This is a genomic window from Caenispirillum bisanense (assembly GCF_900230255.1).
GTDB classification, from domain to species: domain Bacteria; phylum Pseudomonadota; class Alphaproteobacteria; order Rhodospirillales; family Rhodospirillaceae; genus Caenispirillum; species Caenispirillum bisanense_A.
This window is the reverse complement of the sequence record NZ_OCNJ01000010.1, coordinates 1-24,776: the sequence shown is the minus strand read 5'-3', so window position 1 is coordinate 24,776 and position 24,776 is coordinate 1. Positions and strand designations below refer to the sequence as shown.

The 24,776-nt window shown below is 71.4% G+C and carries 25 protein-coding genes; 10 read left to right on the top strand and 15 right to left on the bottom strand.

What is annotated here, in order from left to right:
* Positions 1–7: 7 nt before the first annotated feature.
* The 3 genes from CRP50_RS19510 to CRP50_RS19500 all read right to left on the bottom strand — a co-directional run bounded on the left by CRP50_RS19510 (position 8) and on the right by CRP50_RS19500 (position 3,082).
* The gene (locus tag CRP50_RS19510; RefSeq protein WP_097280869.1) at positions 8–400 is read right to left on the bottom strand and encodes a MarR family transcriptional regulator; all 393 of its coding nucleotides are present in this window, start codon (positions 398–400) and stop codon (positions 8–10) included.
* Positions 401–477: 77 nt separating this feature from the next.
* Complete coding sequence (locus tag CRP50_RS19505; RefSeq protein WP_245913549.1) at positions 478–1,875, bottom strand: leucyl aminopeptidase family protein; 1,398 nt, start codon at positions 1,873–1,875, stop codon at positions 478–480.
* 94 nt (positions 1,876–1,969) lie between these two features.
* Complete coding sequence (locus CRP50_RS19500) at positions 1,970–3,082, bottom strand: TAXI family TRAP transporter solute-binding subunit (protein ID WP_245913548.1); 1,113 nt, start codon at positions 3,080–3,082, stop codon at positions 1,970–1,972.
* A gap of 115 nt (positions 3,083–3,197) precedes the next feature.
* Between CRP50_RS19500 and CRP50_RS19495 the strand changes: the two genes are divergently transcribed.
* The 4 genes from CRP50_RS19495 to CRP50_RS19480 all read left to right on the top strand — a co-directional run bounded on the left by CRP50_RS19495 (position 3,198) and on the right by CRP50_RS19480 (position 6,766).
* Positions 3,198–3,548, top strand: a complete 351-nt coding sequence (locus CRP50_RS19495; protein ID WP_245913547.1) for an HNH endonuclease — start codon at positions 3,198–3,200, stop codon at positions 3,546–3,548.
* Positions 3,549–3,624: 76 nt separating this feature from the next.
* Positions 3,625–4,293 carry a hypothetical protein gene (locus tag CRP50_RS19490; RefSeq protein ID WP_097280867.1) on the top strand — a complete coding sequence of 223 codons (669 nt, stop codon included), beginning with the start codon at positions 3,625–3,627 and terminating at the stop codon, positions 4,291–4,293.
* A 192-nt stretch (positions 4,294–4,485) separates the two neighbouring features.
* Entirely contained in the window at positions 4,486–5,844 is a 1,359-nt protein-coding gene (locus CRP50_RS19485) for a GH1 family beta-glucosidase (RefSeq protein WP_097280866.1), read from the top strand.
* A gap of 133 nt (positions 5,845–5,977) precedes the next feature.
* Positions 5,978–6,766: a S49 family peptidase gene (locus tag CRP50_RS19480; protein ID WP_097280865.1), complete on the top strand. Its 789-nt coding sequence runs from the start codon at positions 5,978–5,980 to the stop codon at positions 6,764–6,766.
* A gap of 202 nt (positions 6,767–6,968) precedes the next feature.
* Here the strand turns inward: CRP50_RS19480 and CRP50_RS19475 are convergent, their stop codons facing one another.
* The 3 genes from CRP50_RS19475 to CRP50_RS19465 all read right to left on the bottom strand — a co-directional run bounded on the left by CRP50_RS19475 (position 6,969) and on the right by CRP50_RS19465 (position 8,786).
* On the bottom strand, positions 6,969–7,463 hold the full coding sequence (locus tag CRP50_RS19475) for a CarD family transcriptional regulator (RefSeq protein WP_097280864.1): 495 nt from the start codon (positions 7,461–7,463) through the stop codon (positions 6,969–6,971).
* 461 nt (positions 7,464–7,924) lie between these two features.
* Complete coding sequence (gene fdxA, locus CRP50_RS19470) at positions 7,925–8,260, bottom strand: ferredoxin FdxA (protein ID WP_097280863.1); 336 nt, start codon at positions 8,258–8,260, stop codon at positions 7,925–7,927.
* Positions 8,261–8,324: 64 nt separating this feature from the next.
* Entirely contained in the window at positions 8,325–8,786 is a 462-nt protein-coding gene (locus CRP50_RS19465; protein ID WP_097280862.1) for a TerB family tellurite resistance protein, read from the bottom strand.
* A 102-nt stretch (positions 8,787–8,888) separates the two neighbouring features.
* Here CRP50_RS19465 and CRP50_RS19460 point away from each other — a divergent pair, with 102 nt between their 5' ends.
* Positions 8,889–9,503 (top strand): DUF938 domain-containing protein, encoded by a 615-nt coding sequence (locus CRP50_RS19460; protein ID WP_097280861.1) that lies wholly within the window; start codon positions 8,889–8,891, stop codon positions 9,501–9,503.
* Between the two features lie 25 nt (positions 9,504–9,528).
* Here CRP50_RS19460 and CRP50_RS19455 read toward each other — a convergent pair whose 3' ends face one another.
* On the bottom strand, positions 9,529–10,353 hold the full coding sequence (locus tag CRP50_RS19455) for a hypothetical protein (protein WP_141415205.1): 825 nt from the start codon (positions 10,351–10,353) through the stop codon (positions 9,529–9,531).
* Positions 10,354–10,539: 186 nt separating this feature from the next.
* Here CRP50_RS19455 and CRP50_RS19450 point away from each other — a divergent pair, with 186 nt between their 5' ends.
* Positions 10,540–12,501 carry a methyl-accepting chemotaxis protein gene (locus tag CRP50_RS19450; protein WP_176525268.1) on the top strand — a complete coding sequence of 654 codons (1,962 nt, stop codon included), beginning with the start codon at positions 10,540–10,542 and terminating at the stop codon, positions 12,499–12,501.
* A 3-nt stretch (positions 12,502–12,504) separates the two neighbouring features.
* On the opposite strand, the gene CRP50_RS19445 is transcribed toward CRP50_RS19450, so the two are convergent.
* The 5 genes from CRP50_RS19445 to CRP50_RS19425 form a co-directional block, all read right to left on the bottom strand.
* Complete coding sequence (locus CRP50_RS19445) at positions 12,505–13,092, bottom strand: methyltransferase family protein (RefSeq protein WP_097280858.1); 588 nt, start codon at positions 13,090–13,092, stop codon at positions 12,505–12,507.
* A 10-nt stretch (positions 13,093–13,102) separates the two neighbouring features.
* Positions 13,103–13,432 (bottom strand): I78 family peptidase inhibitor, encoded by a 330-nt coding sequence (locus tag CRP50_RS19440; RefSeq protein ID WP_097280857.1) that lies wholly within the window; start codon positions 13,430–13,432, stop codon positions 13,103–13,105.
* 14 nt (positions 13,433–13,446) lie between these two features.
* Entirely contained in the window at positions 13,447–13,785 is a 339-nt protein-coding gene (locus tag CRP50_RS19435) for an I78 family peptidase inhibitor (protein ID WP_097280856.1), read from the bottom strand.
* Between the two features lie 28 nt (positions 13,786–13,813).
* Positions 13,814–15,277, bottom strand: coding sequence for a D-glycero-beta-D-manno-heptose-7-phosphate kinase (gene rfaE1 / locus CRP50_RS19430; protein ID WP_097280855.1), 1,464 nt, complete (start codon positions 15,275–15,277; stop codon positions 13,814–13,816).
* A gap of 82 nt (positions 15,278–15,359) precedes the next feature.
* On the bottom strand, positions 15,360–16,304 hold the full coding sequence (locus CRP50_RS19425) for a UDP-glucuronic acid decarboxylase family protein (protein WP_097280854.1): 945 nt from the start codon (positions 16,302–16,304) through the stop codon (positions 15,360–15,362).
* Positions 16,305–16,413: 109 nt separating this feature from the next.
* Between CRP50_RS19425 and CRP50_RS19420 the strand changes: the two genes are divergently transcribed.
* Together CRP50_RS19420 and CRP50_RS19415 are read left to right on the top strand one after the other, a co-directional pair.
* Positions 16,414–17,808, top strand: a complete 1,395-nt coding sequence (locus tag CRP50_RS19420; protein WP_176525267.1) for an EAL domain-containing protein — start codon at positions 16,414–16,416, stop codon at positions 17,806–17,808.
* Positions 17,805–19,022 (top strand): hypothetical protein, encoded by a 1,218-nt coding sequence (locus CRP50_RS19415; RefSeq protein WP_097280852.1) that lies wholly within the window; start codon positions 17,805–17,807, stop codon positions 19,020–19,022. Before CRP50_RS19420 ends, CRP50_RS19415 begins: the two co-directional genes overlap by 4 nt.
* A gap of 86 nt (positions 19,023–19,108) precedes the next feature.
* On the opposite strand, the gene CRP50_RS19410 is transcribed toward CRP50_RS19415, so the two are convergent.
* From CRP50_RS19410 to CRP50_RS19400, 3 genes are all read right to left on the bottom strand, one after another.
* Positions 19,109–20,020, bottom strand: coding sequence for a prephenate/arogenate dehydrogenase family protein (locus tag CRP50_RS19410; protein ID WP_097280851.1), 912 nt, complete (start codon positions 20,018–20,020; stop codon positions 19,109–19,111).
* Positions 20,017–21,099 (bottom strand): histidinol-phosphate transaminase, encoded by a 1,083-nt coding sequence (hisC, locus tag CRP50_RS19405; protein WP_097280850.1) that lies wholly within the window; start codon positions 21,097–21,099, stop codon positions 20,017–20,019. The genes CRP50_RS19410 and hisC overlap by 4 nt, the downstream gene beginning before the upstream one ends.
* A gap of 105 nt (positions 21,100–21,204) precedes the next feature.
* On the bottom strand, positions 21,205–22,053 hold the full coding sequence (locus tag CRP50_RS19400; RefSeq protein WP_097280849.1) for a chorismate mutase: 849 nt from the start codon (positions 22,051–22,053) through the stop codon (positions 21,205–21,207).
* Positions 22,054–22,230: 177 nt separating this feature from the next.
* Between CRP50_RS19400 and metX the strand changes: the two genes are divergently transcribed.
* Entirely contained in the window at positions 22,231–23,433 is a 1,203-nt protein-coding gene (gene metX, locus CRP50_RS19395) for a homoserine O-acetyltransferase MetX (protein ID WP_097280848.1), read from the top strand.
* A 5-nt stretch (positions 23,434–23,438) separates the two neighbouring features.
* Positions 23,439–24,104: a methionine biosynthesis protein MetW gene (metW, locus tag CRP50_RS19390; RefSeq protein WP_097280847.1), complete on the top strand. Its 666-nt coding sequence runs from the start codon at positions 23,439–23,441 to the stop codon at positions 24,102–24,104.
* The last annotated feature ends 672 nt before the right edge of the window (positions 24,105–24,776 follow it).

Below are 24,776 nucleotides of genomic sequence, written 5' to 3'. Positions count from 1 at the left end.
ACCCGGCTCAACCGCCCGACGCAGCGTCCTCGGTCTCGGGGACGCGGCAGGCCTGCGCGGCGGCGGCCACCATTTCCCCGAATTCCCGCAGGTAGACAGAGCCCTTGACGGTGCGCTGGATGAGCACGCTGCGGCGGTCCTTCTCGTCCACCTTGCGCTTCACTAGGCCGTATTCCGCCAGGCGGTCGACGGCGCGGGTGACGGCGGGCTTGGAGACTTTCAACGTCTCGGCGAGCCCCCGCACCGTGTGCGGCGGCGGCGTGATGTAGACGGTGAGGAGCAGCGCCATCTGGCGCGCCGACAGGTCGGGGCCGTCCCGCCGAACGCTCTCGACGATGGCGCCGCGCCACAGGTCCAGGGCCTCGACGGGTTTGATGTCCACGCTGTCCCCTCGCTCCATCCGCTTGTTCCGTGAGCGGAACCTGTTTAGCGGAGCCCGCGTCCTGCGGCAACGCCAATCGGTTCCTTCGGCAACGTTCAACCGAAGCGGTCGGCGATGACGGCAAAGAGCGCGCGCAGGGCGAAGGCCTCGCCGCCCATGGGCCGGCCCGGCCGGTTGCCGGGGTTCCAGCCGTACATGTCGATGTGCACCCAGGACGTGGACGGCGCCACGAACTCGTTGAGGAACAGCGCCGCCGTGATGGCCCCGCCGAACGGGCTGTCGGACATGTTGGAGATGTCGGCGACCTTGCTGTCGAGCTGCTTGCGGTAGCCCTTCCACAGCGGCAGGCGCCACAGCGGATCGGCGGCGGCGGCGCCGTGGCGTTCCAGGTCGGCGGCCAGCGCGTCGTCGTTGGTGAAGAAGGGCACCACCTCCGGCCCCATGGCGACGCGGGCAGCACCCGTCAGGGTGGCGCAGTCGATCAGCAGCGCCGGCTGCTCGGCGTCGGCCTCGGCCAGGGCGTCGCACAGCACGAGGCGCCCCTCGGCATCGGTGTTGCCGACCTCGACGGTCAGGCCCTTGCGGGTGCGCAGCACGTCCAGCGGCCGCATGGCGTGGCCCGACACCATGTTCTCGACGGCCGGGATGAGCACCCGCAGGCGCACCGGCAGGCCGGCCATCATGATCATGCGGGCGAGGCCGAGCACGTTGGCGGCGCCGCCCATGTCCTTCTTCATCAGCTTCATGCCGCCCGAGGGCTTGAGGTCGTAGCCGCCCGAGTCGAAGCACACGCCCTTGCCGACCAGCGTCACCTTGGGGTGCGACGGATCGCCCCAGTGCAGGTCGATGAGGCGCGGTGGCCGGCTGCTGCCCTTGCCGACGGCGTAGACGGCCGGGTAGTCGCGGCGCTCCAGATCCTCGCCGACGATGACGTCGAGCGTCGCGCCGTGGGCGTCGGCCAGGGCGCCGGCGGCGGCGGCCAGTTCCTCCGGCCCCATGTCGGCGGCCGGGGTGTTGATGAGGTCACGCACCAGCGTGGTGCCGGCCACCGTGCGCTCCACGTGGGCGCGGTCGGCGCCCTCCGGCCACACCAGGGTGGCGAGGGTCGGGGCCGGGCCGGACTTGTAGCGGGTGAAGGAATAACCGCCCATCTCCCACGCGAAGGCCGCCCAGGTGGCGACCGCCGGCTCCGGCTCGGGGTCGAGGCGGTAGCAGCCCTTGGGCATTGCCGCCGGCAGGCCGGCCAGCGCCCAGGGGTCGGAGCCGTCGCCGAGCCCGGCGACGACGCGGCCGAGGCCGCCCTCGGCATCGGGCAGCAGCACGAAGGCGCCGGCATCGGCCTTGAAGCCGGCGGCGTCCACCCAGCGCAGGGTCGCCGCCTCCTGCTCGCTCCGCCACGCCTCCAGCCCCGCCTGGGTCACCGCGGTCAGCGGCACGGCGGCGGCCGGGGCGGTGTCGACGAGCAGGGCGGTCGGGCTGGTGTGCGCAGGCAAGGGCGGTGCTCCAGGGTTTCGTTGTTGCAGGCGATGATCAGGTCCGCGACGCATTGTGCCGAGGCGTCGCGGGCAGGTCCACGGCTATTCGGCGTCAGGGGGCGGGCGGCGAGGCCTTTTCCCGCGCGGCCAGTTCCTCCGCCTCGGTGTAGTACCGGGCGGCGCCGTCGTGCAGGGGGACGCCGGTGTTGTCCATGGCGCGCGACGGATACAGCCGCGCCCCGGCGGCATGGCCGCGCTTGTAGAGGTCGAGGCTCACCGGGTGCCACAGGGCGCGGGTGATGCCGTAGGCCAGCGCCTCGGGCATGGCCGAGGTGGTGACCAGCACGGCGCCGACGGCGAGCGTCGGCACGTCCGTCTCCTGCCCCGGATAGGTGCGGGCCGGGATGACGTTGGCCGAGAGATAGGGGAAGACGTCGACCAGCTTCTCGCCGGTCGGTCCGTCGATGGGGATCAGACGCACCGGCGTCTCCACCGCCATGTCGGCGATGGCCTGCACGGGGGCACCGCCGACGTAGAAGAAGGCGTCCAGATCGCCTGCCGCCAGGCGGTCGGCGGATGGGCCGGGCCGCAGGTAGACGGGCTTCAACTCGCTGGTCTTGAGGCCGAAGGCGTTGAGGATGAGGCGGCTTTCCACCAGCGTCCCCGACTTCTCCTCGCCGAGCGACACCCGCTTGCCCTTCAGGTCGGCGACCGTCTCGATGCCCGACTCGACGCGCGCCACCAGATGGATGCTCTCGGGGTAGAGGTAGCCGAGGGCGCGCAACGTCTCCATGGGCTCGCGCTTGCTGAAGATGCCGTCGCCCTTCCACGCCCAGAAGGCGACGTCGGCCTGCACCAGCGCCAAGTCCATGGCGCCGGCGGCCAGCGCCTCGACGTTGGCGACGGAGCCGTTGGTGGAGACGGCGGCGGCGATCAGGCCCGGCACGCCGCAGCTGCCGCCGCGGTCGCAGGGGCGCGAGCCGGGCGGATTGGAAATGGCGTTGGCGATCAGCCCGCCCATGGGAAAATAGGTGCCGCCCGTCGGGCCGGTGCCGATGCGCGAGAAATGCGGCTCCGCCGGCTCGTCCTGCGCCGCTGCCGGGACGGCGGCCGAAAGCAGCGCCAGCAGCGCCAGCAGCGCCGCGAGCAAGGTCGCCACCCGGCGCACCGCCGCCGTCGTCAAGGACGCGAGCGTCCGGCGGCGCGGCATGCGGATGCGGGTCACGGGCTGTTCTCCCCTTGCCGGACGGCGGGCCATCGCCCCACCTTGTCTGCGGACCATATGGGTGTGCCATCGGCCCCGGTCCAGCACAATGGCAAAGCGAACTTTTCACGGAACGATGCGTCGCCTGTTTCCGCTGCCCGACGACCCCGCCGACCTGCTGCCGTCGCGACCGCGCGGGGGCGACGACCCGCTCGGCCCCTGCCCGCTGTGCGGCCGGCCCATGGTGGCGGGGCCGAGCCTCGACCGCCACCACTGGGTGCCGCGCTCGGAAGGCGGGCGCGAGCAGACGCTCATGCACCGCATCTGCCACCGCAAGATCCACAGCGTGCTGGACGAACGCGCGCTCGCCCGCGACTACGCGACGCCCGAGTCCTTGCGCAGCCACCCGGAAATCGCCCGCTTCCTGCGCTGGGTCGCCCGCAAGCCGCCCGAGTTCATGGACCGCCACCGCCGCGGCCGACGCTGAAGCGATTGCCCTCATTCCCCGTGTGGTGTAGGTCTGGCGCCTTCGCCGCCCCACGCGCTGCCCGAGCCGCCGACCGATGATCCTGACGCCCGTCCCGCTGCCCGACCTGCCGACCGTGCTGGATGCCTTCGACGACGCGCTGGCCGACGCGCCGACGGCGCAGGCCGCCTTCCGCCGCATCGCCGCAACGCTCGCCCTGGTGCGCGACGGGAACCTGGAGCTGTCGCAGGACCCGGACCACCACGCCCAGGCGGTGGAGTTTGCGCGCGGCTTCGGCATGGCGATCCTCGACGAGCCGCCGACCGCCGGCTACACCTGGGACGGCCATGCCCTGCGGGTGCGCATGGAGCCGTCGGTCATCGTCCACGACGTCGCCCACCTGCAGGTCTGCGCGCCCGAGCGCCGGACCGCCCCCGACTTCGGCCTCGGCGCCGGGCCGGAGACGGGTCTGCGCACCGAGGCCGACGCCGCCATGAGCGTGTTCGGCGTCGAGCGCGAGCTGGAGGAAAGCCTCGCCTCCCTCCTCGGCATCCTGTGGGAGGCGGAGCTGGAGCAGCCCGCCATCTGCGCCTTCCTGGAGCAGAACTGGCTGGAAGGCGGCGCCAGCGCCCACAACCGCCGCCACTTCGTGAAGATCGTCGACCACCTGGCCGCCCACGGCTTCCTCACCGCCGACGGCCGCCCGACGCGGGCTCTGCGCGAGGCGCCCGACGCCCAGTTCCTGGCGACCCTGGCGGCGGCCTGACCGGATACCCCTGCCCTTCGTCATAGGTCCGGCAGGACCGCTTGACGATGCATGCAACAGGCATAAAGTGGGAGGCGTTCCTACCCCTTGCGGGCGGGGACAGAGCCTCGACCCGGCCCGCCGCGCGGCAATCCCGCGCCCGCCCCGAGCCGACGCGCCGTCCCTGCCGGCGTCCGTCCACGAGGCCCCATCATGACTACCATCGCCCCATCGCGTCCGCTCACCGCCGCCGGCTATCCGCGCGGCTTCAAGTGGGGCGTCTCGACGTCCAGTTACCAGATCGAGGGCGGCCACGACGCCGACGGACGCCTGCCGTCCATCTGGGACACCCGCTGCCGCATGCAGGGCAAGATCGCCAACGGCGACACCGGCGACGTCGCCTGCGACCACTACCACCGCTACCCCGAGGACATCGCCCTGATGAAGGGCCTCGGCCTCGACGTCTACCGCTTCTCGGTCGCCTGGCCGCGCGTGCTGCCCAAGGGCAAGGGGCGGGTGAACCAGAAGGGCCTCGACTTCTACGACCGCCTCATCGACGGCGTGCTGGAGGCGGGCATCGAGCCGTGGCTCTGCCTGTACCACTGGGATCTGCCGCAGGCGCTCGACGACCTGGGCGGCTGGCCGGCCCGCGACAGCGCCGGCTGGTTCGCCGACTACGCCGCGCTGTGCTGCCAGCGTTACGGCGACCGCGTGAAGCACTGGGCGACCTTCAACGAGTTCGCCGTGTTCACCCTGTTCGGCTACTGCATCGACTGGTCGGCCCCTGGCATCACCGACCGCGAGGCGCACCTGAAGGCCATCCACCACGTCAACCTGGCCCACGGCATGGGCGTCGACGTCATCCGCGACCTGGTGCCCGGCGCCGTGGTCGGTGCGGTCCACAACCGCCAGGTCGTGTGGCCGGAGAAGGACACCGACGCCGACCGCCGCGCCGCCGCCCTGCTCGACGCGCACTGGAACAAGGCCTTCCCCGACCCGCAGCTGCTCGGCCACTACCCCGACCTCATCGCCGAGAGCATCGCGCCCTACGTGAAGGCCGGCGACATGGCGCAGATCTGCCGCCGCACCGACTGGTTCGGCCTCAACCACTACGGCCCCATCTTCGCCAAGGACGACCCCAACGCCACCTGGGGCTTCCACTGGGGCGCGGCGCCCGACGACGCCGACAAGTCCGACATCGGCTGGCCCATCTGGCCGGCGGCCTTCCGCGACGAGCTGATCGGCCTGACCAAGACCTACAAGCTGCCCATCTACGTCACCGAGAACGGCATGGGCGGCAACGACAAGGTGGACGACAAGGGCGAAGTCAACGACGCCACCCGCATCCGCTACCTGACCCTCTACACCGACGCCATGAAGGAGGCCATCGCCGCCGGCGCCGACGTGCGCGGGTACTACGTGTGGTCGCTGCTCGACAACTTCGAATGGGGCACCGGCTACCAGAACCGCTTCGGTCTGGTGCATGTGGACTACGAGACCCAGAAGCGCACCGCCAAGGCGTCCTACGCCTGGTACCGCGATTACATCAAGGCCGCCCGCGCCGCCGAGTGAGGCAACGCAGGACTGACGACCGGGAAGGGCGGCCAGCGTGCCGCCCTTTGCCGTTGAAGGCCGGGCGCGCTGGCGTCCGACCGTTGCCGCACCTACATGATGCGCTGGTCATGCATCCTGCAGGAGAGCCCTTGTGAAGCTGAAGTTCTGGCAGCGCGAGCACGTCGCCCTGGTGCGCCTGGAAGGCGTCATCGGCGGGCGCGGCCTCAAGTGGGAGAAGGTGCGCCCGGCCTTCGATCGCGCCTTCGGCGGGCGCCGGCCGCCGCGCGCCGTGCTGCTGGTGGTCAACTCGCCGGGCGGCAGCCCCATGGAATCCGACGTCATCGCCCGCGAGATCCGCCGCCGCGCCGACGAGAAGAAGGTGCCCGTCATCGCCTTCGTGGAGCAGGTGGGCGCCTCCGGTGGCTACTGGCTCGCCTGTGCCGCCGACGAGATCTTCGCCATGAGCCCCATGAGCATCGTCGGCTCCATCGGCGTCGTCTCGGCGGGCTTCGGCTTCGTCGGCCTGCTCGACCGCCTGGGGGTGGAGCGCCGGGTGCTGACCCAGGGCACCAACAAGATGCGCCTCGACCCGTTCCAGCCGCAGCAGGACAAGGACCGCGAATGGCTGGCCGGCCTGCAGGCCGACATCCACGCCGCCTTCATCGCCTACGTGAAGGGGCGCCGCGCCGGCCGCCTGAAGGGCGACGACGACACCCTGTTCAACGGCGACGTCTTCCTGGCGCAGAAGGGGCTGGAACTGGGTCTCGTGGACGGCGTCGAGCTGCCGCACGCCTACGTCAAGCAGCGCTATCCGCAGGCCCGCCTGCGCGTGATCCAGGCCCCGCGCAGGCCGCTGCTCGCCCGCCTGCTGCGCGGCGGCACCGATGCGCTGGCCGAGGAGATGACGGAAGCCCTGCTGCGCGCCCGCATCGGGCTATAACCGACCACGAGGACGGCGCGCCCACAAGCGAGCATTGCGCGAGCAGCCAAGGGCGCGGTCAGCGCCCGCCCGGCGAGGGCAAGAAGCTCGCATTGAGCGAGCGGCCAAGGGCGTGCCAGCGCCCGCCCGGCGAGGGCAAAACAACAACGCCCGCCGGTGGAGGCTCCACCGGCGGGCGTCGTCGTGTCGCGGATGCGGCCGATCAGGCGGCGCGCAGCAGCTTTTCCAGCTTCTCGGTCGCGGCGGCGTCGTCGATCTGCTCGACGGCGGCCAGCTCGCAGGCCAGACGCTCCAGCGCCTGTTCATAGATCTGGCGCTCGCTGAAGGACTGCTCCGGCTGGGTGGCGGAGCGGTGCAGGTCGCGCACCACTTCGGCGATGGAAACCGGGTCGCCCGAGTTGATCTTGGCTTCGTATTCCTGGGCGCGGCGGCTCCACATGGCGCGCTTCACGCGGGCGCGGCCCTTCAGCGTGGTCAGCGCCGTGTCCATGATCTTCTTGGTCGCCAGCTTGCGCAGACCCGACGTCTTGGCCTTGGCCACGGGGATGCGCAGCGTCATGCGCTCGCGCTCGAAGCTGATGACGAACAGCTCCAGGTCCATGCCGGCGATGGTCTGCTTCTCGATTTCCATCACCTTGCCGACGCCGTGAGCGGGATAGACGACGAAGTCACCAGCGGTGAAGGGCACGTTGCTCATGTTCTTTTCTTCTCTTCCCGTCAAGTCACACCAGGACGATCCGCCACGCCGGGGGAAAGCGTCGACGACGATCGCGGGGCCGTTTGGGGGCCGGTTACGAAAGTGGGCGAAATCTGTGGCGCCCACCGCCACGCATCCGACCGACGAGCGTGGCATGGCGATGTCTCGTTCCGGTTCGGGTCCAGGCCCGTCTCGGCTGCTGAGTGTCTTTCGGGACCGGCGAAAGGCGGCACCCCATGAGGGCCAGTCCCAAAAAAAGTTCCGCCGGTAGAACCGAGCGGACAGAGCTATTCTATACCACGAAAAGAGGGTCCGAGACAGGTAAAAAAAGCTTCAAACGGGCTCGGCCCCCTGCCGTCCCACCATTCCAAGGGCTTGCCAAGGGCTTGGCGGAAACGGCGAGGGCGGCCCGTGCGGGCCGCCCCCATCCTCGCTGAAGCGCCATATAGGGCGACTCGGGTTCAGTCGCCAGAGCCCGCCGTCTCGGACAGCATGTCGGCCTTGCCGGGCTTGTCCTTCCACTCGTCGGCGTCGGGCAGCGAGTCCTTCTTGCGGGTGATGTTGGGCCACACGCCCGCCAGCTCGCGGTTCTTCTCGGCCCACTTCTGGGCGATGTCCTCGGAGTCGGGGAAGATGGCCTCGGCCGGGCATTCGGGCTCGCACACGCCGCAGTCGATGCATTCGTCGGGGTTGATGACGAGCATGTTCTCGCCTTCGTAGAAACAGTCCACCGGGCACACCTCGACGCAGTCGGTGTACTTGCACTTGATGCAGTTCTCGGTGACGACGTAGGTCATTTCGCGGTCAACTCCGGTTTTGCGGTCGTGTGATCAAAAGCTGCGGCGGGCACGGCCGGCGGGGTCAGGAGGAAAGCCCGAGTCGCTGCATCACCCGCTTGCGGGCGTCACCGCTCTCGGCGTCTTCCACATAAAGCAGACCGCAGATGCGGCGCATCAGGTTGGCCTCGTAGTCGTGCACCTGCCCGTCGGCGTACACGACCTCCCACAACATTTCCACCATCTCGATGCGCTGCTCGTGGTCGAAGCGGTCCTTGATGGCGCGGGTATAGGCGTAAAGCTCGGTGGTTTCCGCCACTTCCGCCTCGGCTTCGGCGAGCAGCGCGCGGGCGTCGGCGTCCGACAGCGAGAAGCGCCGGCCGAGCAGGCGCAGGATGCTGGCGCGTTCCGTGTCGTCGAAGGTGCCGTCCAGGGTCGCGGCCTCCACCATCACGGCGGCGGCGGCCAGCGCCACGTCGTCGCGGCCGGCAGAGCGGGCGGCGGAGGTGTCGCCGTCGAACAGGAGGGATTTGAGTTTCTGCAGCATGGTCCCGTTTCACGTGATGTTGAGCCGGGGCGCGGTCAAGCGCCGGTCGTGACGGGCCGCGAGCGGCTTGCCTTCGGCGGCGGGATGCGTCAATTAACCACCATGACCAGCCCCACGCAAGACGCCAAGCGGTCAGCGCCGGCGGTGGCGCGCAACCGCGACCCGATCCTCACCGTCCTGCAACGCGTGCTGCCCGAGCGCGGTCTCGTGCTCGAAATCGCCAGCGGTACCGGCGAGCACGCCGTGCACTTCGCGACCGGCCTGCCGGACCTGACGTGGCAGCCGACCGACCGCGGGCCGGAGGCGCTCGCCAGCATCGACGCCTGGGCCGCCGAGGCCGGCGCCGCCAACCTGCGGCCGGCGCTCGCGCTCGACGTGACGGCGCAACCCTGGCCGCTCGCGCGCGCCGACGCGGTGGTGTGCATCAACATGATCCACATCGCCCCGCCGGCGGCGACCGAAGGCCTGCTGCGCGGGGCCGCGGCGGTGCTGCCCGAAGGCGCGCCGCTCTACCTCTACGGTCCCTTCAAGGTGGGCGGCTTCCACACCGCCGACAGCAACATGGCCTTCGAGGCCTGGCTGAAGGAGCAGGACCCCGACTACGGCCTGCGCAACCTGGAAGACGTCGCCGAACTGGCCGCCATGCTCGGCTTCGCCGCGCCGGAGACGGTGCAGATGCCGGCCAACAACCTGTCGGTGATCTTCCGCCGCCGCTGAGGCCGCCGGCAGCGCCCGCCCGCCGCTACTGCTTCGGCAGGCAACGGGCGAGGAAGGCCTGGCCGAGGTCGGACAGGGCCGCGCGGTCGAGCGTGATCGACTTGTCCCAGGCGCCGCGGTCCTTGATCAGCGCGTCCAGGCAGCCCTGCGGCGAGGTGTCGCCCGGTTCGCTGAAGGGCTGGGTCGGGCCGCCCTCCATGCCGAGCGTAACGCCGTCCAGCGTGTCGCCGGTGAAGGCGACGGTGCCGACGCAGCAGATGGCGCAGGCGGCGATGTCGTCGTAGGCTTCCACCGGCGGCTCGTCGTCGAGCGCGATGGCGAGCAGGTCGTAGGGGGTGATGGCGGCCGAGGCGGTCAGCACGCCGTCGCGCACCGCCACCGACTGGACGCCGCCGTTGCAGCGGTCGCCGCCGAAGGGCGTGTCGACCACCTCCACCGCCTCGCCGTCGCGGCGCAGCACCAGGACGCTGGAGAACTGGCCCGTGCCGCCGCCCCAGAAGTGCGTCTCGATGACCGTTCCCTGCGGCGTCTCGCCGACATGGCGGTAGCCGGCCGAGGACTCGCCCCCCGGCTCGTCCGCCGGGATGTCGGTGAAGCGGTAGATGCGTTCCACCCACTGGCCGTCGGCGGCGTAGTCGGGCTGCGTTTCCTTGACCGCCATGCCCTCGTCCAGGCAGTCGCGCGGCACGAAGCGGTCCTCCACCTGCTGGAAGCAGTAGGGGTCGATGGGCTTGCCGTCGATCTGCAGCACCGGCGGCACCGCCGGCTCACCGCCCGCCGCGGCCGCCCCCTGACCCGCCGCCAGCACCAAGCCTGCGGCCACCGCGAAAGCCGTCACACCCCTACGCATCGTACCCCTCCCGAAATCGTCGTGGCGCCACCATAACACCGTCGGCGCCGCGGCGCCCCTCTCCCCATGCGCATCAGGGTTTCCCGCGATTGTCTGCGACCTTCGTCGGTGGTAACCACGAGAAAAGGAGGGTATACGCACAACCTACGGACGCGCGCCCTTCACCAGAGGAGGGGAATTCAGACCATGCGGATCACCATCGGGCGGCAGATCATGGGGCAGACGGTCATAGCCGTCGCCGTCGCCACCCTCGCCGTCGCCGCCGTGCTGGCGACGGTGCTGTTCTCGGTCATCGAGCGCAGCGGCAGCGACGCCGTGACCCAGGCCGGCCAGGCCTTCGACGAGGCGCTCGCCGCCCATGCCGAGGCGGCCGAGACCATGGCGCGCTTCACCGGCATGCTGCCGGGCTTCCAGCAGCGCATCGTATCGGCCGATCCGGCGAAGATCCGCGCGACCCTGGAGCAGCCTTTCACGGAATTTTCGCGCGATTACGGCATCACCCACATGCAGGCGGTGACCCCCGACCTCGTCAGCCTGTACCGCTGGCACGCGCCGGAGCGGCGCGGCGACGCGCTGGGCGAGTCGCGGCCGCTGTTGACGGCGGTGGCCCGCGACGGCCACGCCCACCGCGGCCTCGAGCACGAGGCGGGCGGCGGGCTGGTGGTGCGCGGCGCGGCGCCGGTGCTGCAGCCCGACGGCCGCCCCGGCATGGTCGGCATCGTCGAGTTCGGCATTCCGCTGACGCCGAAGGTGCTGGCCGAGGCGGTGCCGCCCGACGTGCAGGCGGCGGTGTTCCTGACGCCCGGCGCGGCGGCGGTGGCGACGGGTCCGGTGGCGGCGCTGGCCCCGGCCGAGGCCGTGCGGAGCGCCCTGACCGGAACCGAGGTGAACGGCGACGGCACGCTGAACGGCGCCCCGTGGCGCTGGGTGCTGCGGCCGCTGACCGACGTGCGCGGCGAGGTCGTCGCCGCCGTCCTGGTCGCCAAGGACATGAGCGCCTTCGCCGCCCAGGCCCGCAGCGGCATGACCACCGTCGTCCTGCTCGGCGGGGCGGCCGTCGTCGTGGTGCTCGGCCTGACGCTGGCGGTGGTGGCACGCAGCATCGTGCGGCCGCTCGATCGCCTGTGCGGCGCCACCCGCGCCCTGGCCGGCGGCGACCTCGACAGCGATCCGCCGGCCGGCGGGCGGGTCGAGGAACTGCGCCAGATGGCCGAGGCACTGCGCCGCTTCCGCGACCAGGCGCGCGACAACCGTCTCCTGCAAGCGGAGCAGGAGGCCCTGAAGCAGCGCGCCGCCGAGGACCGCCGCACCGCCATGGCGGCGCTCGCCGACGAATTCGAGGCCGACGTGCGGGCGGTGGTGGACTCGGTGGGCGTCGCGGCGACGGACCTGCAGCAGGGGGCCGGCGACCTCACCCGCCTCGCCGAGGCCATCCAGGGCGAGATGACCGGCGTCGCCGAAGCCGCCGCCGGCGCCAGCGTGGAGGTCGACGGTGTCGCCTCGGTGGCGGAGGAACTGTCCGCCTCCATCGGCGAGATCGGCCGCGCCGCCGCCCGCTCGGCCGAGATGGCGGCGCGTGCCGTCGCCGACGCCGACCACAGCGCCACCACCGTGGAAGGCCTGAAGACCGCCGCCGACCGGGTGGGCGAGGTGGTGACCCTCATCACCGACATCGCCGACCAGACCAACCTGCTCGCCCTGAACGCCACCATCGAGGCGGCCCGCGCCGGCGAAGCGGGCAAGGGCTTCGCCGTGGTCGCCAGCGAAGTGAAGAACCTCGCCGGCCAGACGGCGCGGGCGACGGAGGAAATCGCCGCGCAGGTCGGCAGCATCCAGCAGGTGACGGCGGAGACGGTGGACTCCATCCACCGCATCCGCGGCACCATCCAGGAACTGGACGAGATCGCCCAGTCCATCGCCGCCGCCGTGGAGCAGCAGAACGCCGCCACCATGGACATCAGCCGCGGCGTCCAGCGGGCGGCCGACGGCGTGCGCGAGGCGGCGCGGCAGGTGGACGCGGTCACCGCCTCCACCGGCGCCGAACGCTCCGCCGCCGCCGCCGTGCTGTCGGGGGCGCGCGATCTGGCCGATCAGGCGCGCCAGATGGGCGACCGCTCGCAGACCTTCCTCGCCCACATCCGGGCGTGATCCTCAGGCCGCCCGTCCCCGCCACGGCACGAAGGCGGGGACGCGGCGGCGGTAGGCGGCATAGGCCTCGCCGTAGAGCGCGAGCAGGCGGCGTTCCTCAATCCGGGCGCCGACGACAAGGTAGAGGCTCGCCCACACCGCCGTCGCCAGGTGCAGCGGATCGACGGCTCGCCCCCACAGCAGCAGGAAGCCGGCGGCATAGAGCGGGTGGCGGACCCAGGCGTGCGGCCCCGTGGTCGACAGGGGTTCGGGCTCGGCGGCGACGGCCGGCGCGCGCAACTGCGTCAGGCCGGAGAACCGGCCGAGGTCGTACCAGCGCAGGAACCACAGCAGCAGCACGGCGCCGAGCAGGCTGACGCCCGTCATCACCGCCGCCACCGCCGACGGCAGGCCGAAATCGGGCCGGCCGCCCAGCAGCACCACGCCGACCGCCAGCACCGCCAGCAGGTGAACGACGGCGATCAGGTTGAAGGCGAGGCGGTCGGCCCGCCCGAACAGGCGCCGCAGGCCGCTGCCGGCGAACAGGCTGTGACCGGCGCCGAAGCTCGCACAGGCCAGCGCGTAGAGCAGGTGGGCGCCCCAGGCGTCCACGGCCGCCGCCTCACACGCAGCGCAGCGACAGGATGCGCCCGCGACCGTCCACTTCCACCGTCAGGCGGTCGCGGCGGTAGTCCATGGTCATGGCCATGCCGGGACCGATGATGCGGTTGGGCTGCGGCAGGTCGTCGACGTTCACCTCGCCCGGCCCGGCGGTGCCGGCGACCAGGAAGTCGCCGACCGAGCCCGCGAGGGCCGAGGCGCCGCAGGACGAGAGGTCGTCCGGTGTCCCCTCCGCCGCCGCGGCGGGCTCGGGGGTGGCGGTCTCCTGCCGCGGCGCCTCGGCGCAGGCGGCCAGGGCGAGGGTGAGCGCGAGGGGGACGAGAAATCGCATGGCGGGTCTCCCGGTCAGCCGCAGGTCATTTGGCGGATGGTGCCGTCGCCGGTGAGGGTCACCGTCAGGCGGTCGGGGCGGAACGACAGGTCGGTCGGCGTGCCCGGCGCGATGACGCGATAGGGCCGCGGCAGGTCGGCGACGGACAGTTCCCCGGCCGCCGCCTCGCCCGGCACCAGCCGCCCGCCGATGGCGCCCGCCAGATCGCCGGCACCGCAGGCCTCCAGGCTTTCGGCGCTGGCGGTGGCCGGCGGCCGTTCCAGCGGCGGCTCGGGTGGCGGCGGCGGCTCCGAGGCGCAGGCCGCCAGCGTCAGGGCGGCGGCGAGGACGGTGGCGGTCGGCGCGCGGCGCATGGGCGGTGTCTCCTGCGGCTGTGGATCCTCAGCGGTTCATGCGGGCGATGGTGGCGGTGGTGGAGAAGCCGTCTTCCAGCTTCGCCAGCATGACACGGCCGCCGTAGCCCTGCACGATGTCGGCGCCGACCACGGTTTCCACCGTGTAGTCGGCGCCCTTGACCAGAACGTCGGGGCGCAGCGCCTGGATCAGGGACAGCGGCGTGTCCTCGCCGAAGATCACCACCATGTCGACGCTGGCGAGCGAGCCGAGCACCGTCGCCCGCGCCGCCTCGCTCTGCACCGGGCGGGTCTCGCCCTTCAGGCGCTTCACCGAGGCGTCGGAATTGAGCCCCACCACCAGCCGGTCGCACGACGCCTTGGCCTGGGCCAGCAGCGAGACGTGGCCGGGGTGCAGCAGGTCGAAGCAGCCGTTGGTGAAGCCGACCGACAGGCCGCGGGCGCGCCACTGGGCCACCTTCTCCTGCGCGGCGGCCAGTTGCAGCACCTTGGCCTCGTCTTCCTCCAGGTCCTGGCGGCGCAGGGTGTGGAGCAGTTCCTCGACGGCCACGGCGGCGGTGCCGACCTTGCCGACGACGATGCCGGCGGCGACGTTGGCGAGCCGCGCCGCCTCCTCGAGGTCCGCCCCGCAGGCGAGCGCGGCGGCGACCGTTGCCACCACCGTGTCGCCGGCGCCGGAGACGTCGTAGACCTCGCGCGCCTGGGCCGCCAGATGGCGCGGCTCGCCGTCGCGCGGCACGAGCGTCATGCCTTCCTGGCTGCGGGTGACCAGGATGGTGTCGAGGCCGCAGCGGTCGATGAGGGCGCGGGCGGCGGCGATGATCTCGGCGTCGGAGCCCGTGGGCAGGCCGGCGGCTTCCGCCAGTTCCTTGCGGTTGGGCGTGACCACCGTGGCGCCGCGGTAGCGGTCACAGTCGGCGCCCTTGGGGTCGACCACCACCGGCACGCCGGCGGCGCGCGCCGCCTCGATCAGGCCGCGGGTGACGCGCGGCGGCAACACGCCCTTGCCGTAGTCGGACAGCACCAGCGCGCCGCTGCGCGCCATCTGCCCGGCCGCCTCGCTCAGCAGGCGGTCGAGGGCGAGGTCGGCGACGGGGGCCAGCGTCTCCTCGTCGGCGCGCAGCAGCTGCTGGTTGCCGGCGACGAAGCGGGTCTTGATGGTGGTCTGGCGGCCGGGCGCCACCTGCAGCACCGGATCGACCCCCGGCAGCGCGGCGATGAGCCCCGCCACCTCGCGCCCCGGCGCATCGTCGCCGACGCAGGTGAGGAAGGTGGCGGCCGCACCCAGGCCGACCAGATTGCGCACCACGTTGCCGGCGCCGCCCAGCATGGCCGCCTCGCGCCGGATGCGGAGGACCGGGATCGGCCCTTCCGGCGAGATGCGGTCGACGTCGCCGTAGACGAAGCGGTCGAGCATGACGTCGCCGGCACACAGCACGGTGGCAGTGTGCAGGGCGGCGGCACGAGCGGCGAGGACGGACTGGTCGGTCATGGGGTCGCTGGTTCCGGATGAGCGGTCGGTGCCGACGGTATAACGGAAAACATGGCGCTTTTCAGTCCCCGTCGCACTGCCGTCAGTCGACCACGCCGCGGAAGTAGTCGATGGTCTTGCGCAAGCCCTCGTCCAGCGCCACCCGCGGCTCCCACCCCAGCAGGTCGCGGGCGCGGGTGATGTCGGGCTGGCGCTGCCTGGGATCGTCGGCCGGCAGCGGCTTGTGGACGAGGCGCGAACGCGAACCGGTCAGGCGGATCACCGCCTCCGCCAGTTGCAGCATGGTGTATTCGCCCGGGTTGCCGAGGTTGAGCGGCCCGACGACCGTGTCGTCGGTGTCCATCAGACCGAGCAGGCCGTCGACCAGATCGTCGACGTAGCAGAACGAGCGCGTCTGCAGGCCGTCGCCGTAGACGGTGATGTCCTGCCCGCGCAGGGCCTGGCAGACGAAGTTGGAGACGACGCGCCCGTCGTCGGGGTGCATGCGCGGGCCGTAGGTGTTGAAGATGCGCGCCACCTTCACCCGCACGCCGTACTGGCGGTTGTAGTCGAAGAACAGCGTCTCCGCCGCCCGCTTGCCTTCGTCGTAGCAGGCGCGTGTGCCGATGGGATTGACGTTGCCCCAGTAGCCCTCGGGCTGCGGATGCACCTCCGGGTCGCCGTAGACCTCGCTGGTGGAGGCCTGCAGGATCTTCGCCCGCTTGCGCTTGGCGAGGCCGAGCATGTTGATGGCGCCGTGGACGCTGGTCTTCAGCGTCTGCACCGGGTCGGTCTGGTAGTGGACGGGGCTGGCCGGGCAGGCGAGGTTGAAGACCTGGTCGACCTCCACGTAGAGCGGGAAGGTCACGTCGTGACGCATCAGTTCGAAGCGCGGGTCGTCCATCAGGTGCGCCACGTTCATGCGCCGGCCGGTGTAGAAATTGTCGACGCAGAGCACCTCGTGCCCGGCGTCGAGCAGCCGCTCGCACAGGTGGGAGCCGATGAATCCGGCCCCGCCGGTCACCAGGATGCGAAGGCTTGAAGGCATGCAGGTCGTCTCCTTGTCGAACGGTCGCCACCGACGATGCTTCCGCGAACGCGAAAGATCTTTATAATAGCGGTACTTTTGGGGGATGGCTCGGGGGATGGCTGCGCACATGCGCGCACGTGAGGGAATCCAGGCGGAACGGCTGCTGCTCGACGCCATCGACCGCCTGCGCCGCAAGGCCGGCGGCGGCCGTGCCGTCCACCTGCACCTGTCCCGTCTGCTGCCGGTCAACCGGTTGCCGGTGCGCATCCGCGTGGTGGCGCGCATGTTCAAGTCGCTGGAAACCGGCCACGGCGCCAACGTCTATCGCCTGTCCAACGACGATCTGGTGATCCTCGGCCGGGCGCTGCCCGTCAACGAGATCGATACCATCGTCCACCGCGTGCGATCCCTGTTCGAACATGATCCCGTCACCTACGCGGGACGCGGGTGGAACGATCCGAACGACCCCTTCGTCTCGTGGTTCGACCTGATGACCGACTGGCGCGCCCTGTCGGACGAGATCGCGCGGCTGGAGGAGGCCCGCCTCGCCGCCCTGCAGCGCCAGGGGTCGGGCGGTCCGGTCAGCCCCTTCAGCTGGTCGGCGCCCAAGGATGCGGGGCCCGAGCCCATCGACCCGCGCGCCCTCGACCGTGTGCTGACCGCCTTCGAAGGCTTCGACATCACCGCCCACATGCGCCGCCAGCCGGCGGTGCGCATCACGGAGGCGCGCGTCGCCGAGATCGCCTTCGAGGAGTTCTTCGTCTCCATCGGCCACCTGCAGCGCGGCCTCGCGCCCGACGTGGTGCTGACCGCCGACCGCTGGCTGTTCCAGGATTTCTCGCGCGCCCTCGACCGCCGCATGCTGCAGGTGCTGACCACCCAGCCGCTGGCCCGCAGGCCGGGGACCATCAGCCTCAACCTCAACCTGGAAAGCACCCGCGACCCCTTCTTCGAGCGCTTCGTCGCCTCGCTCGGGCGCAAGCAGGGCATGGTGGTCGAGGTGCAGGTCATCGACGTCTTCGCCGACATCGCCGGCTACGAGGCGGCGCGCGACGCCCTGCGCGAGGCCGGCCACAAGGTTCTCATCGACGGCCTCAGCCCGGTCACCCTGCGCCTGCTCGACGTCCGCCGGCTCGACCCCGACTACGCCAAGGTGCTGTGGAACGCCGACCTCGCCAGCGAGCAGACGGCCGACAAGTCCGCCGCCTTCGCCGCCGAGGTCAAGGCGGTCGGGCCCGAGCGCGTGGTGCTCGCCCGCTGCGACACCGAGGCGGCGGTGCTGTGGGGGCTGGAGAACGGCATCCGCGTCTTCCAGGGCCGCTTCATCGACGCCGTGCTCGGCACCGTCACCATGGATGCCTGCAAGGCCTCCGCCCAGTGCAGCCTCAGCCAGTGCGCCGGCCGCCGCTCGGCGGTCGCCGGGCCGGGCCGCGCCGCCTGCCCCAACCCGCCCGGCCTCGACGCGGTGCAGAGCTTCGCCGCCCCCGGTCGCCGCAAGCAGAAGCAGGAGGGCAGACGGTGAGCAGCCCCATCGAACACCCTCTCGGCGCCTCGCACGAGCGCATGCTGCTGGCCGACCTGCGGCGCCTGGAGGGCGACACCCGCGGCCGCACGCTCGCCACCCTGCGGCTCTCGGCCCTGCACCCGGATACGCGGCACGAGCACCTGTTCCGCGACATCGACGAGGCCTTCGCCCAGGCGCTCGACGCCGGCGTGAAGACCTACTGGACGCGCACCGGCGATCTGCTCGCCCTCTATGCCGACAAGACCGCCGACGACTTCGAGGCGGCGGTGGTGCGCCTGCGCTTCGTGCTCGGCACCGACCCGCTGGCCGATTCGCCCGACCTGACGGCGCGGCGCCCCTTCGCCGACCACTACGCCGACCTGCTGCAGGAGGCCGAGGAGCGCGTCATCCGCCAGGCCGACGACCCGACCGCCGGCCCGGGCGCCCGCGGCGGCTTCGGCGGCGGGCTCGACCGCCGGCCGCGCGGCGAGCCGCTGACCGCCGGCCTGCTCGGCAAGATCGAGAGCATGCTCGCCAACGCCAACCTGGCGAGCCACGTGCGCCGTCAGGCGGTGGCGGTGATGGTCGGCGAAGGCCGGCCGAGCGTCATGTTCACGGAAGTCTTCGTCTCCATCGGCGACCTGCGCGAGACGCTGCTGCCGACCGTGGACCTCGCCTCCAACCCGTGGCTGTTCCAGCGCCTGACCCAGACGCTCGACCGCCGTGTGCTGGCGCTGCTCACCCACCGCGACGACGGCAGCCTCGCCAAGGGGTTCTCGCTGAACCTGAACGTCGCCTCCATCCTGTCCGACGAATTCCTCGCCTTCGACGACGAACTGGCGGCCGGCAGCCACGGTACGGTGGTGATCGAGCTGCGGGCGGAGGACATCTTCGCCGACCTGGCGGCCTATACCTTCGCCCGCGACTTCGTCCGCCAGCGCGGCTACCGCGTGTGCCTGGACGGCGTGACGTGGCGCTCGCTGCCCTACGTGGACCCCAAGCGCCTCGGCGTGGAACTGGTGAAGCTGTCGTGGACGCCGGACCTGCCGCGCATCCTGGCGAGCCCCCAGGGCAAGCCGGCGCTCGACGCCATGCGCGCCATCCCGCCCGGCCGCCTGATCCTGGCCCGCTGCGACAGCGACGACGCGGTGGCCTTCGGCCGCGCCAACGACGTCACGCTCTACCAGGGCCGGCTCATCGACACCTGGATGCGGGGCACGGTGGTGTTCTGAGGCGAGGCCACCGGCCCTGCGTCACAGCCGCGTCACGCCGGACGGTCGAACCGCACCGGCCGCCTTCGCCCCCGCCCCACCGGCCCTCACGCCTGGCGGGCGTCGATGATGGCGCGGCGGATGGTGCGCGTGCGGGTGAACAGGTCTTCCAGCTTGTCGCCCTCGCCCCACCGGATGGCGCGCTGCAGGGCGGTCAGGTCCTCGGTGAAGCGCTGGATGATCTCCAGCACCGCCTCGCGGTTGTTGAGGAAGACGTCGCGCCACATCACCGGATCGGAGGCGGCGATGCGGGTGAAGTCGCGGAAGCCCGAGGCCGAGAACTTGATGACCTCCTGCTTCAGGTGCTCCTCCAGGTCCGTTGCCGTGCCGACGATGGTATAGGCGATGAGGTGCGGCAGGTGCGAGGTGATGGCCAGCACCCGGTCGTGGTGGCCGGGGTCCATGATCTCGATCATGGAGCCACCCGCTTTCCACAGCGCCGCCACCTTGTCCACCGCCGCCGGATCGGTGGCGGGCGGCGGGGTCAGGATGCACCAGCGGTCGCGGAACAAGTCGGCGAAGCCGGCGCGCGGACCGGAATGCTCGGTGCCGGCGATGGGGTGGCCGGGCACGAAATGGACGCCTTCGGGGATGAAGGGGCCGAGATCGCGCACGGTCGCCTGCTTGACCGAGCCGACGTCCGTGACGATGGCGCCCGGCTTCAGGTGCGGCCCCATGGCGGCGCCGACGGCCTCGTAGGCGCCGACCGGCGTGGCGACGATCACCAGGTCCGCCCCCGCCACCGCCTGGGCGATGGTGGGCGCCGTCTCCGTCGTCAGGCCCAGTTCGGCGGCCTCGGCCAGGTGCTGCGGGTCGCTGGCGGTGCAGACGGTGCTGCCCGCCAGGCCCTGCTCCGCCACCAGCCGGGCGAGCGACGAGCCGATGAGGCCGATGCCGATGAAGGCGATGCGGCCGAACAGCGGGGCGCCGCCGGCCGCTGGGGCGCTGTCGGCGGTCATCGCTGCTGCTCCATGAAGCGGCCCAGCGCCTCGACGAAGGCCTGGTTCTCGTCCTCGCGGCCGATGGTCACGCGCAGCCAGTCGGGCAGGCCGTAGCCGCCCATGGCGCGCACGATGATGCCTTCGCCGCGCAGGAAGGCGTCGCATTTGGCGGCGTCCGGCACCTTCACCAGCACGAAGTTGCCGACCGAGTCGGTCGCCTCGAGCCCGAGGTCACGCAGCTTGCCCGTCACCCACGGCAGCCAATAGTCGTTGTGGCGGCGCGCCAGGTCGGTGAACTCGGCGTCGGCGATGGCGGCCTCGCCGGCGGCCAGCGCCGGGCTCGCCACGTTGAACGGGCTGCGCAGGCGGTTGAGCACGTCGATGATGCCCTCCGGCCCGTAGGCCCAGCCGAGCCGCACGCCGCCGAGGCCGTGGATCTTCGAGAAGGTGCGCGTCATCACCACGTTGTCGTGGGCGTCCACCAGCTCGCGGCCGTCGGTGTAGTCGTTGCGGCTGACGTATTCCGCATAAGCGGCATCGACCACCAGCAGAATGTCCGGGCGCAGGCCGGCGCGCAGGCGCTTGACCTCGGCGTCGGTCATGTAGGTGCCGGTCGGATTGTTGGGGTTGGCGATGAAGACGATGCGCGTCTTCTCGGTCACCGCCGCCAGCAGGTTGTCGACGGAGCCGCGCAGGTCGACCTCCGCCGCCGTCACCGGCGTCGCGCCCACGCCCTTGGCGTAGATGGAGTACATGAGGAAGCCGTGCTGCGAGTACAGCACCTCGTCGCCCGGCCCGGCGTAGGCCCGGCACAGCAGGCCGATCAGCTCGTCGGAGCCGCAGCCGCAGACGATGCGCTCGGGGTCGAGGCCGTGGCGGGCGCCGATGGCGGCGCGCAGGCGGGTGGCGCCGCCGTCGGGATAGCGATACAGCTCCGCCGCCGCGTGTCGGTAGGCCTCCTGCGCCTTGGGGCTGGCCCCGAGGGCGCCCTCGTTGGAGGACAGCTTGATGACCCGGGAAACGCCCTGGAGCTTGGACTCGCCGCCCTTGTAGGGAGCGATGTCGAGGATGCCGGGGCGCGGCGTGAGGCTGCTCATGGCTCTCTTCCTGGATGATGTGCGATACGCGGGGGGAACGCGGGCGGCCGCCGCGGCGGCCGAGGGGTCCGGGAACGGCGGGCGCCGGCGGCGGCGCCCGTCCGGTCAGACCGGATAGGGCGTCGCGTAGGCGCCGATCACGTGCAGATGGGCGACCTCACCCTCCGGCCGGTTCAGGGCGGCGGTCAGGCGCGGGTCGTCGGCGGCGACGAAGTCTTCCACGGCGATCAGGTCGATGCGGGCGTCGGGACCGTTCTCGCGGGTATCCCACAGGTGGTTGGGCTTGAGGCCCACCGCCTCCAGGTGCGACCGCAGGCCGGCGCGGCTGAGCGCGTTGGAGCATTCTACGGCCAGCATGGTGCGGTCGTCGCCGGTGGGCTCCAGCGGCAGCTTGCCGACGGCCATGGCCTCCAGCCCGTCGCCGCGGCCGGGGCCGGGGCCGTGGAACGGCAGGCGGGCGACGACGCGCGGCAGGTCGGGGCTCGTGCCCACCAGCATGGTCCACCAGGCCTGATCGTCGTCCAGGTGCGGCACCGGCAGGATGCCGATGCTGGCCTCGCCGTCCATCACCGCACGGGCCACCTGGCCGGCGCTGGCATAGGCCTGCGACGGGGTATAGGCGCCGTACTGGTCGCGGGCGAGCGCCAGGTAGCCGGCGCCGCGCTCGGGCATGTAGACGGCCAGCGTCAGCGGCGCCTGGAAGTTGGTCAGCGCCGAGATCATCTCGCGCCAGATGCGCACGACGCTGGCGGCCGGGAAATGGCCGTCGTGGCGGGCGAGCAGGCGGCGGATGATCGACGCCTCCCGCCCCGGGCGCAGGATCACGCCGTTGCGCTTGGCCGCCCGGATGCCTTCGACGATGGCGGTGCGCTCCATGATGAGGTCATGGATGGCATCGTCGATGCGGTCGATCTCCTGGCGGAGCGTGTCGAGGGACTGGACGTCGTCGGTCATGGCGTGTGGTCGGCGTTCCAAAAAATGCCGCATAGTCTTACCGGTGCGCCCCTGCGAAAGCAAAGAAAACGTTGAAAGTCGACGCGCCGGGCCATAGGTTTCGAGGTCCCCGCCGCCGGCCCCTTTCCGGGTGCCGGCGGCGGCGTTCGGTTCCTGCCGTGGGAAGGGATCCTGCCGGTGCCCAACCAGGTCGACAGCCGGCCGCACGACGCCGCCTCCGCCGCTCCCGCCGCCCTGCCGCGCGGCAAGGGGCTGACGGTCACGCTCGGCCACGACGTACCGCTGCGCCTCGACTGCGGCGTCGACCTCGGCCCCTTCACGCTGGCCTACACCACCTACGGCCGCCTCAACGCCGACAAGTCCAACGCCATCCTGGTGTGCCACGCGCTCACCGGCGACCACTACGTGGCCGACCCGCACCCGGTGACCGGCAAGCCCGGCTGGTGGCACGAGGTGGTCGGCCCCGGGCGGATCATCGACACCGACCGCTACTTCGTCGTCTGCTCCAACGTCATCGGCAGCTGCATGGGCTCGACCGGACCGAAGGAGATCGACCCCGCCACCGGCGAGCCCTGGGGCCTGCGCTTTCCCGTCATCACCATCGGCGACATGGTGCAGGCGCAGGCGCGGCTGCTCGACCACCTGGGCATCGACACGCTGTTCGCGGTGATCGGCGGCTCCATGGGCGGCATGCAGGTGCTGGAATGGGTCCACGCCTTCCCGAACCGCGTGTTCGCCGCCGTGCCCATCGCCACCAGCTACCGCCACTCGGCGCAGAACATCGCCTTCAACGAGGTCGGCCGGCAGGCCATCACCGCCGATCCCGACTGGTGCGGCGGCGACTACCTGAAGCACGACCGCCGGCCGGAGCGCGGCCTCGCCGTCGCCCGCATGGCGGCCCACATCACCTACCTGTCGGAACAGGCGCTGCACCGCAAGTTCGGCCGCAAGCTGCAGAACCGCGCCGCCATCACCTACGGCTTCGAGGCCGACTTCCAGGTGGAGAGCTACCTGCGCTACCAGGGCTCCAGCTTCGTCGACCGCTTCGACGCCAATTCCTACCTCTACATCACCCGCGCCATGGACTACTTCGACCTCGCCGAGGAGCACGGCGGGCGGCTGGCCGACGCCTTCACGGACGTGAAGACGCGCATCTGCCTCATCAGCTTCTCGTCGGACTGGCTGTTCCCGACCTCGGAAAGCCGTGCCATCGTGCATGCGCTGAACGCGGTGGCGGCCAACGTGTCCTTCGTCGAGGTGCAGTCCGACAAGGGGCACGACGCCTTCCTGCTCGACGAGCCGGAGTTCCACGAAACGCTCGCCGGCTTCCTCGACGGCGCCGCCGAGCACCGCGGCCTGCCGCGCCGGGTGGAGGGATGAGCCCGATGACCCACCAGGCTCCGCCGCCGGCTGCCGCGGCGACCGTCGGCAGCAGCACCGCCGCCAGCAGCATTCGCGTCGACCTGCAGATCATCGCCGATCTGGTGGAGCCGGGGGCGCGGGTGCTCGATGTCGGCTGCGGCGACGGCACGCTGCTCAGCTACCTGTGGCACTTCAAGCGGGTGGACGGCCGCGGCATCGAACTGTCCATGGACGGCGTGCAGGCGGCGGTGGCGCAGGGCCTGTCGGTGATCCAGGGCGACGCCGACACCGACCTCAAGGACTTCCCGGCCCACGCCTTCGACTACGCCATCCTGTCGCAGACCCTGCAGGCGACCCGCGAGCCGCGCGGCGTGCTGACGGAACTGCTGCGCATCGGGCGGCGGGCCATCGTGTCGTTCCCCAACTTCGGCTTCTGGCGCAGCCGCCTGCACCTGGTGGTGAAGGGCCGCATGCCGGTGACGCCCTGCCTGCCGGCGCAGTGGTGGGACACGCCCAACATCCACCTGTGCACCATCCGCGACTTCGAGATGCTGTGCCGCGAGATGGGCGTGACGGTGGAAACCAGCTTTGCCCTCGACTCCGCCGGCCGCCGCAGCCGCCTGACGGCGACGCACCGGCTCGCCAACCTGTTCGCCGAGCAGGCGGTGTTCGTGCTGCGGCGCGGCTGAGGCGGCGGCGGTGGTGGTGGTGAGTAACCACCAAGGCACCAAGGACACCAAGGGGCACCAAGAGGACAGAGCCAGCGGCGACCTCCGAGGACGCCGTGGATGGCCGGGTCGAGCGCGGCCATGACAATTTTGGCTTTCTTATCAATAGGTTGTCATGCCCAGCCTCCCAGCCGGGCATCCACGGCGTGCACGACACCCGCCGTGGAGGACGCCGCCCATGCCTGCCGCTGGAGACGCCCGTGGATGGCCGGGTCGAGCCCGGCCATGACAATTCATCTTGATATATCAATACCTTGTCATGCCCGGACTTGATCCGGGCATCTTCCGTGTTCAGCGTCAAGGGCAGTCGCTGGGTGGCCGGCGTCGGAGTGAACCGGGCGTGCTCCGCGTCAAGGCGCGCGGCGGGCGCGCCCGCCCTGCGGGCGGCTTCGGCCTTGACGCGTCCGCGCGCCCGGTTCGGGGGCCGGCCATGACGTCGGCGCGGAGCGCCGAGCGTCGGCCTTCGACGGGACGGCCTCACGAGGGCGCGGCGTACCTCCACGGCTGGTCGTCGCGGGCCATGGCGTTGAGGATGACCAGGGTCTTGCGCATCACCGCCGTCAGGGCGACCCGTCCGGGCCGGCGGTTCTCCGTGATCAGGCGCTCGTAGAAGATCTTCAGCACCGGATTGAA

Coding starts and splice junctions, on each gene's coding strand:
- metW (WP_097280847.1), top strand. CDS start 23,439: ATGACCCACCAGGCTCCGCCGCCGGCTGCCGCGGCGACCGTCGGCAGC.
- CRP50_RS19485 (WP_097280866.1), top strand. CDS start 4,486: ATGACTACCATCGCCCCATCGCGTCCGCTCACCGCCGCCGGCTATCCG.
- fdxA (WP_097280863.1), bottom strand. CDS start 8,260: ATGACCTACGTCGTCACCGAGAACTGCATCAAGTGCAAGTACACCGAC.
- CRP50_RS19400 (WP_097280849.1), bottom strand. CDS start 22,053: ATGACCGACGACGTCCAGTCCCTCGACACGCTCCGCCAGGAGATCGAC.
- CRP50_RS19460 (WP_097280861.1), top strand. CDS start 8,889: ATGACCAGCCCCACGCAAGACGCCAAGCGGTCAGCGCCGGCGGTGGCG.
- CRP50_RS19410 (WP_097280851.1), bottom strand. CDS start 20,020: ATGACCGCCGACAGCGCCCCAGCGGCCGGCGGCGCCCCGCTGTTCGGC.
- CRP50_RS19510 (WP_097280869.1), bottom strand. CDS start 400: ATGGAGCGAGGGGACAGCGTGGACATCAAACCCGTCGAGGCCCTGGAC.
- CRP50_RS19420 (WP_176525267.1), top strand. CDS start 16,414: ATGCGCGCACGTGAGGGAATCCAGGCGGAACGGCTGCTGCTCGACGCC.
- CRP50_RS19455 (WP_141415205.1), bottom strand. CDS start 10,353: ATGCGTAGGGGTGTGACGGCTTTCGCGGTGGCCGCAGGCTTGGTGCTG.
- CRP50_RS19450 (WP_176525268.1), top strand. CDS start 10,540: ATGCGGATCACCATCGGGCGGCAGATCATGGGGCAGACGGTCATAGCC.
- CRP50_RS19475 (WP_097280864.1), bottom strand. CDS start 7,463: ATGAGCAACGTGCCCTTCACCGCTGGTGACTTCGTCGTCTATCCCGCT.
- CRP50_RS19465 (WP_097280862.1), bottom strand. CDS start 8,786: ATGCTGCAGAAACTCAAATCCCTCCTGTTCGACGGCGACACCTCCGCC.
- CRP50_RS19495 (WP_245913547.1), top strand. CDS start 3,198: ATGCGTCGCCTGTTTCCGCTGCCCGACGACCCCGCCGACCTGCTGCCG.
- hisC (WP_097280850.1), bottom strand. CDS start 21,099: ATGAGCAGCCTCACGCCGCGCCCCGGCATCCTCGACATCGCTCCCTAC.
- CRP50_RS19425 (WP_097280854.1), bottom strand. CDS start 16,304: ATGCCTTCAAGCCTTCGCATCCTGGTGACCGGCGGGGCCGGATTCATC.
- CRP50_RS19490 (WP_097280867.1), top strand. CDS start 3,625: ATGATCCTGACGCCCGTCCCGCTGCCCGACCTGCCGACCGTGCTGGAT.
- CRP50_RS19435 (WP_097280856.1), bottom strand. CDS start 13,785: ATGCGCCGCGCGCCGACCGCCACCGTCCTCGCCGCCGCCCTGACGCTG.
- rfaE1 (WP_097280855.1), bottom strand. CDS start 15,277: ATGACCGACCAGTCCGTCCTCGCCGCTCGTGCCGCCGCCCTGCACACT.
- CRP50_RS19440 (WP_097280857.1), bottom strand. CDS start 13,432: ATGCGATTTCTCGTCCCCCTCGCGCTCACCCTCGCCCTGGCCGCCTGC.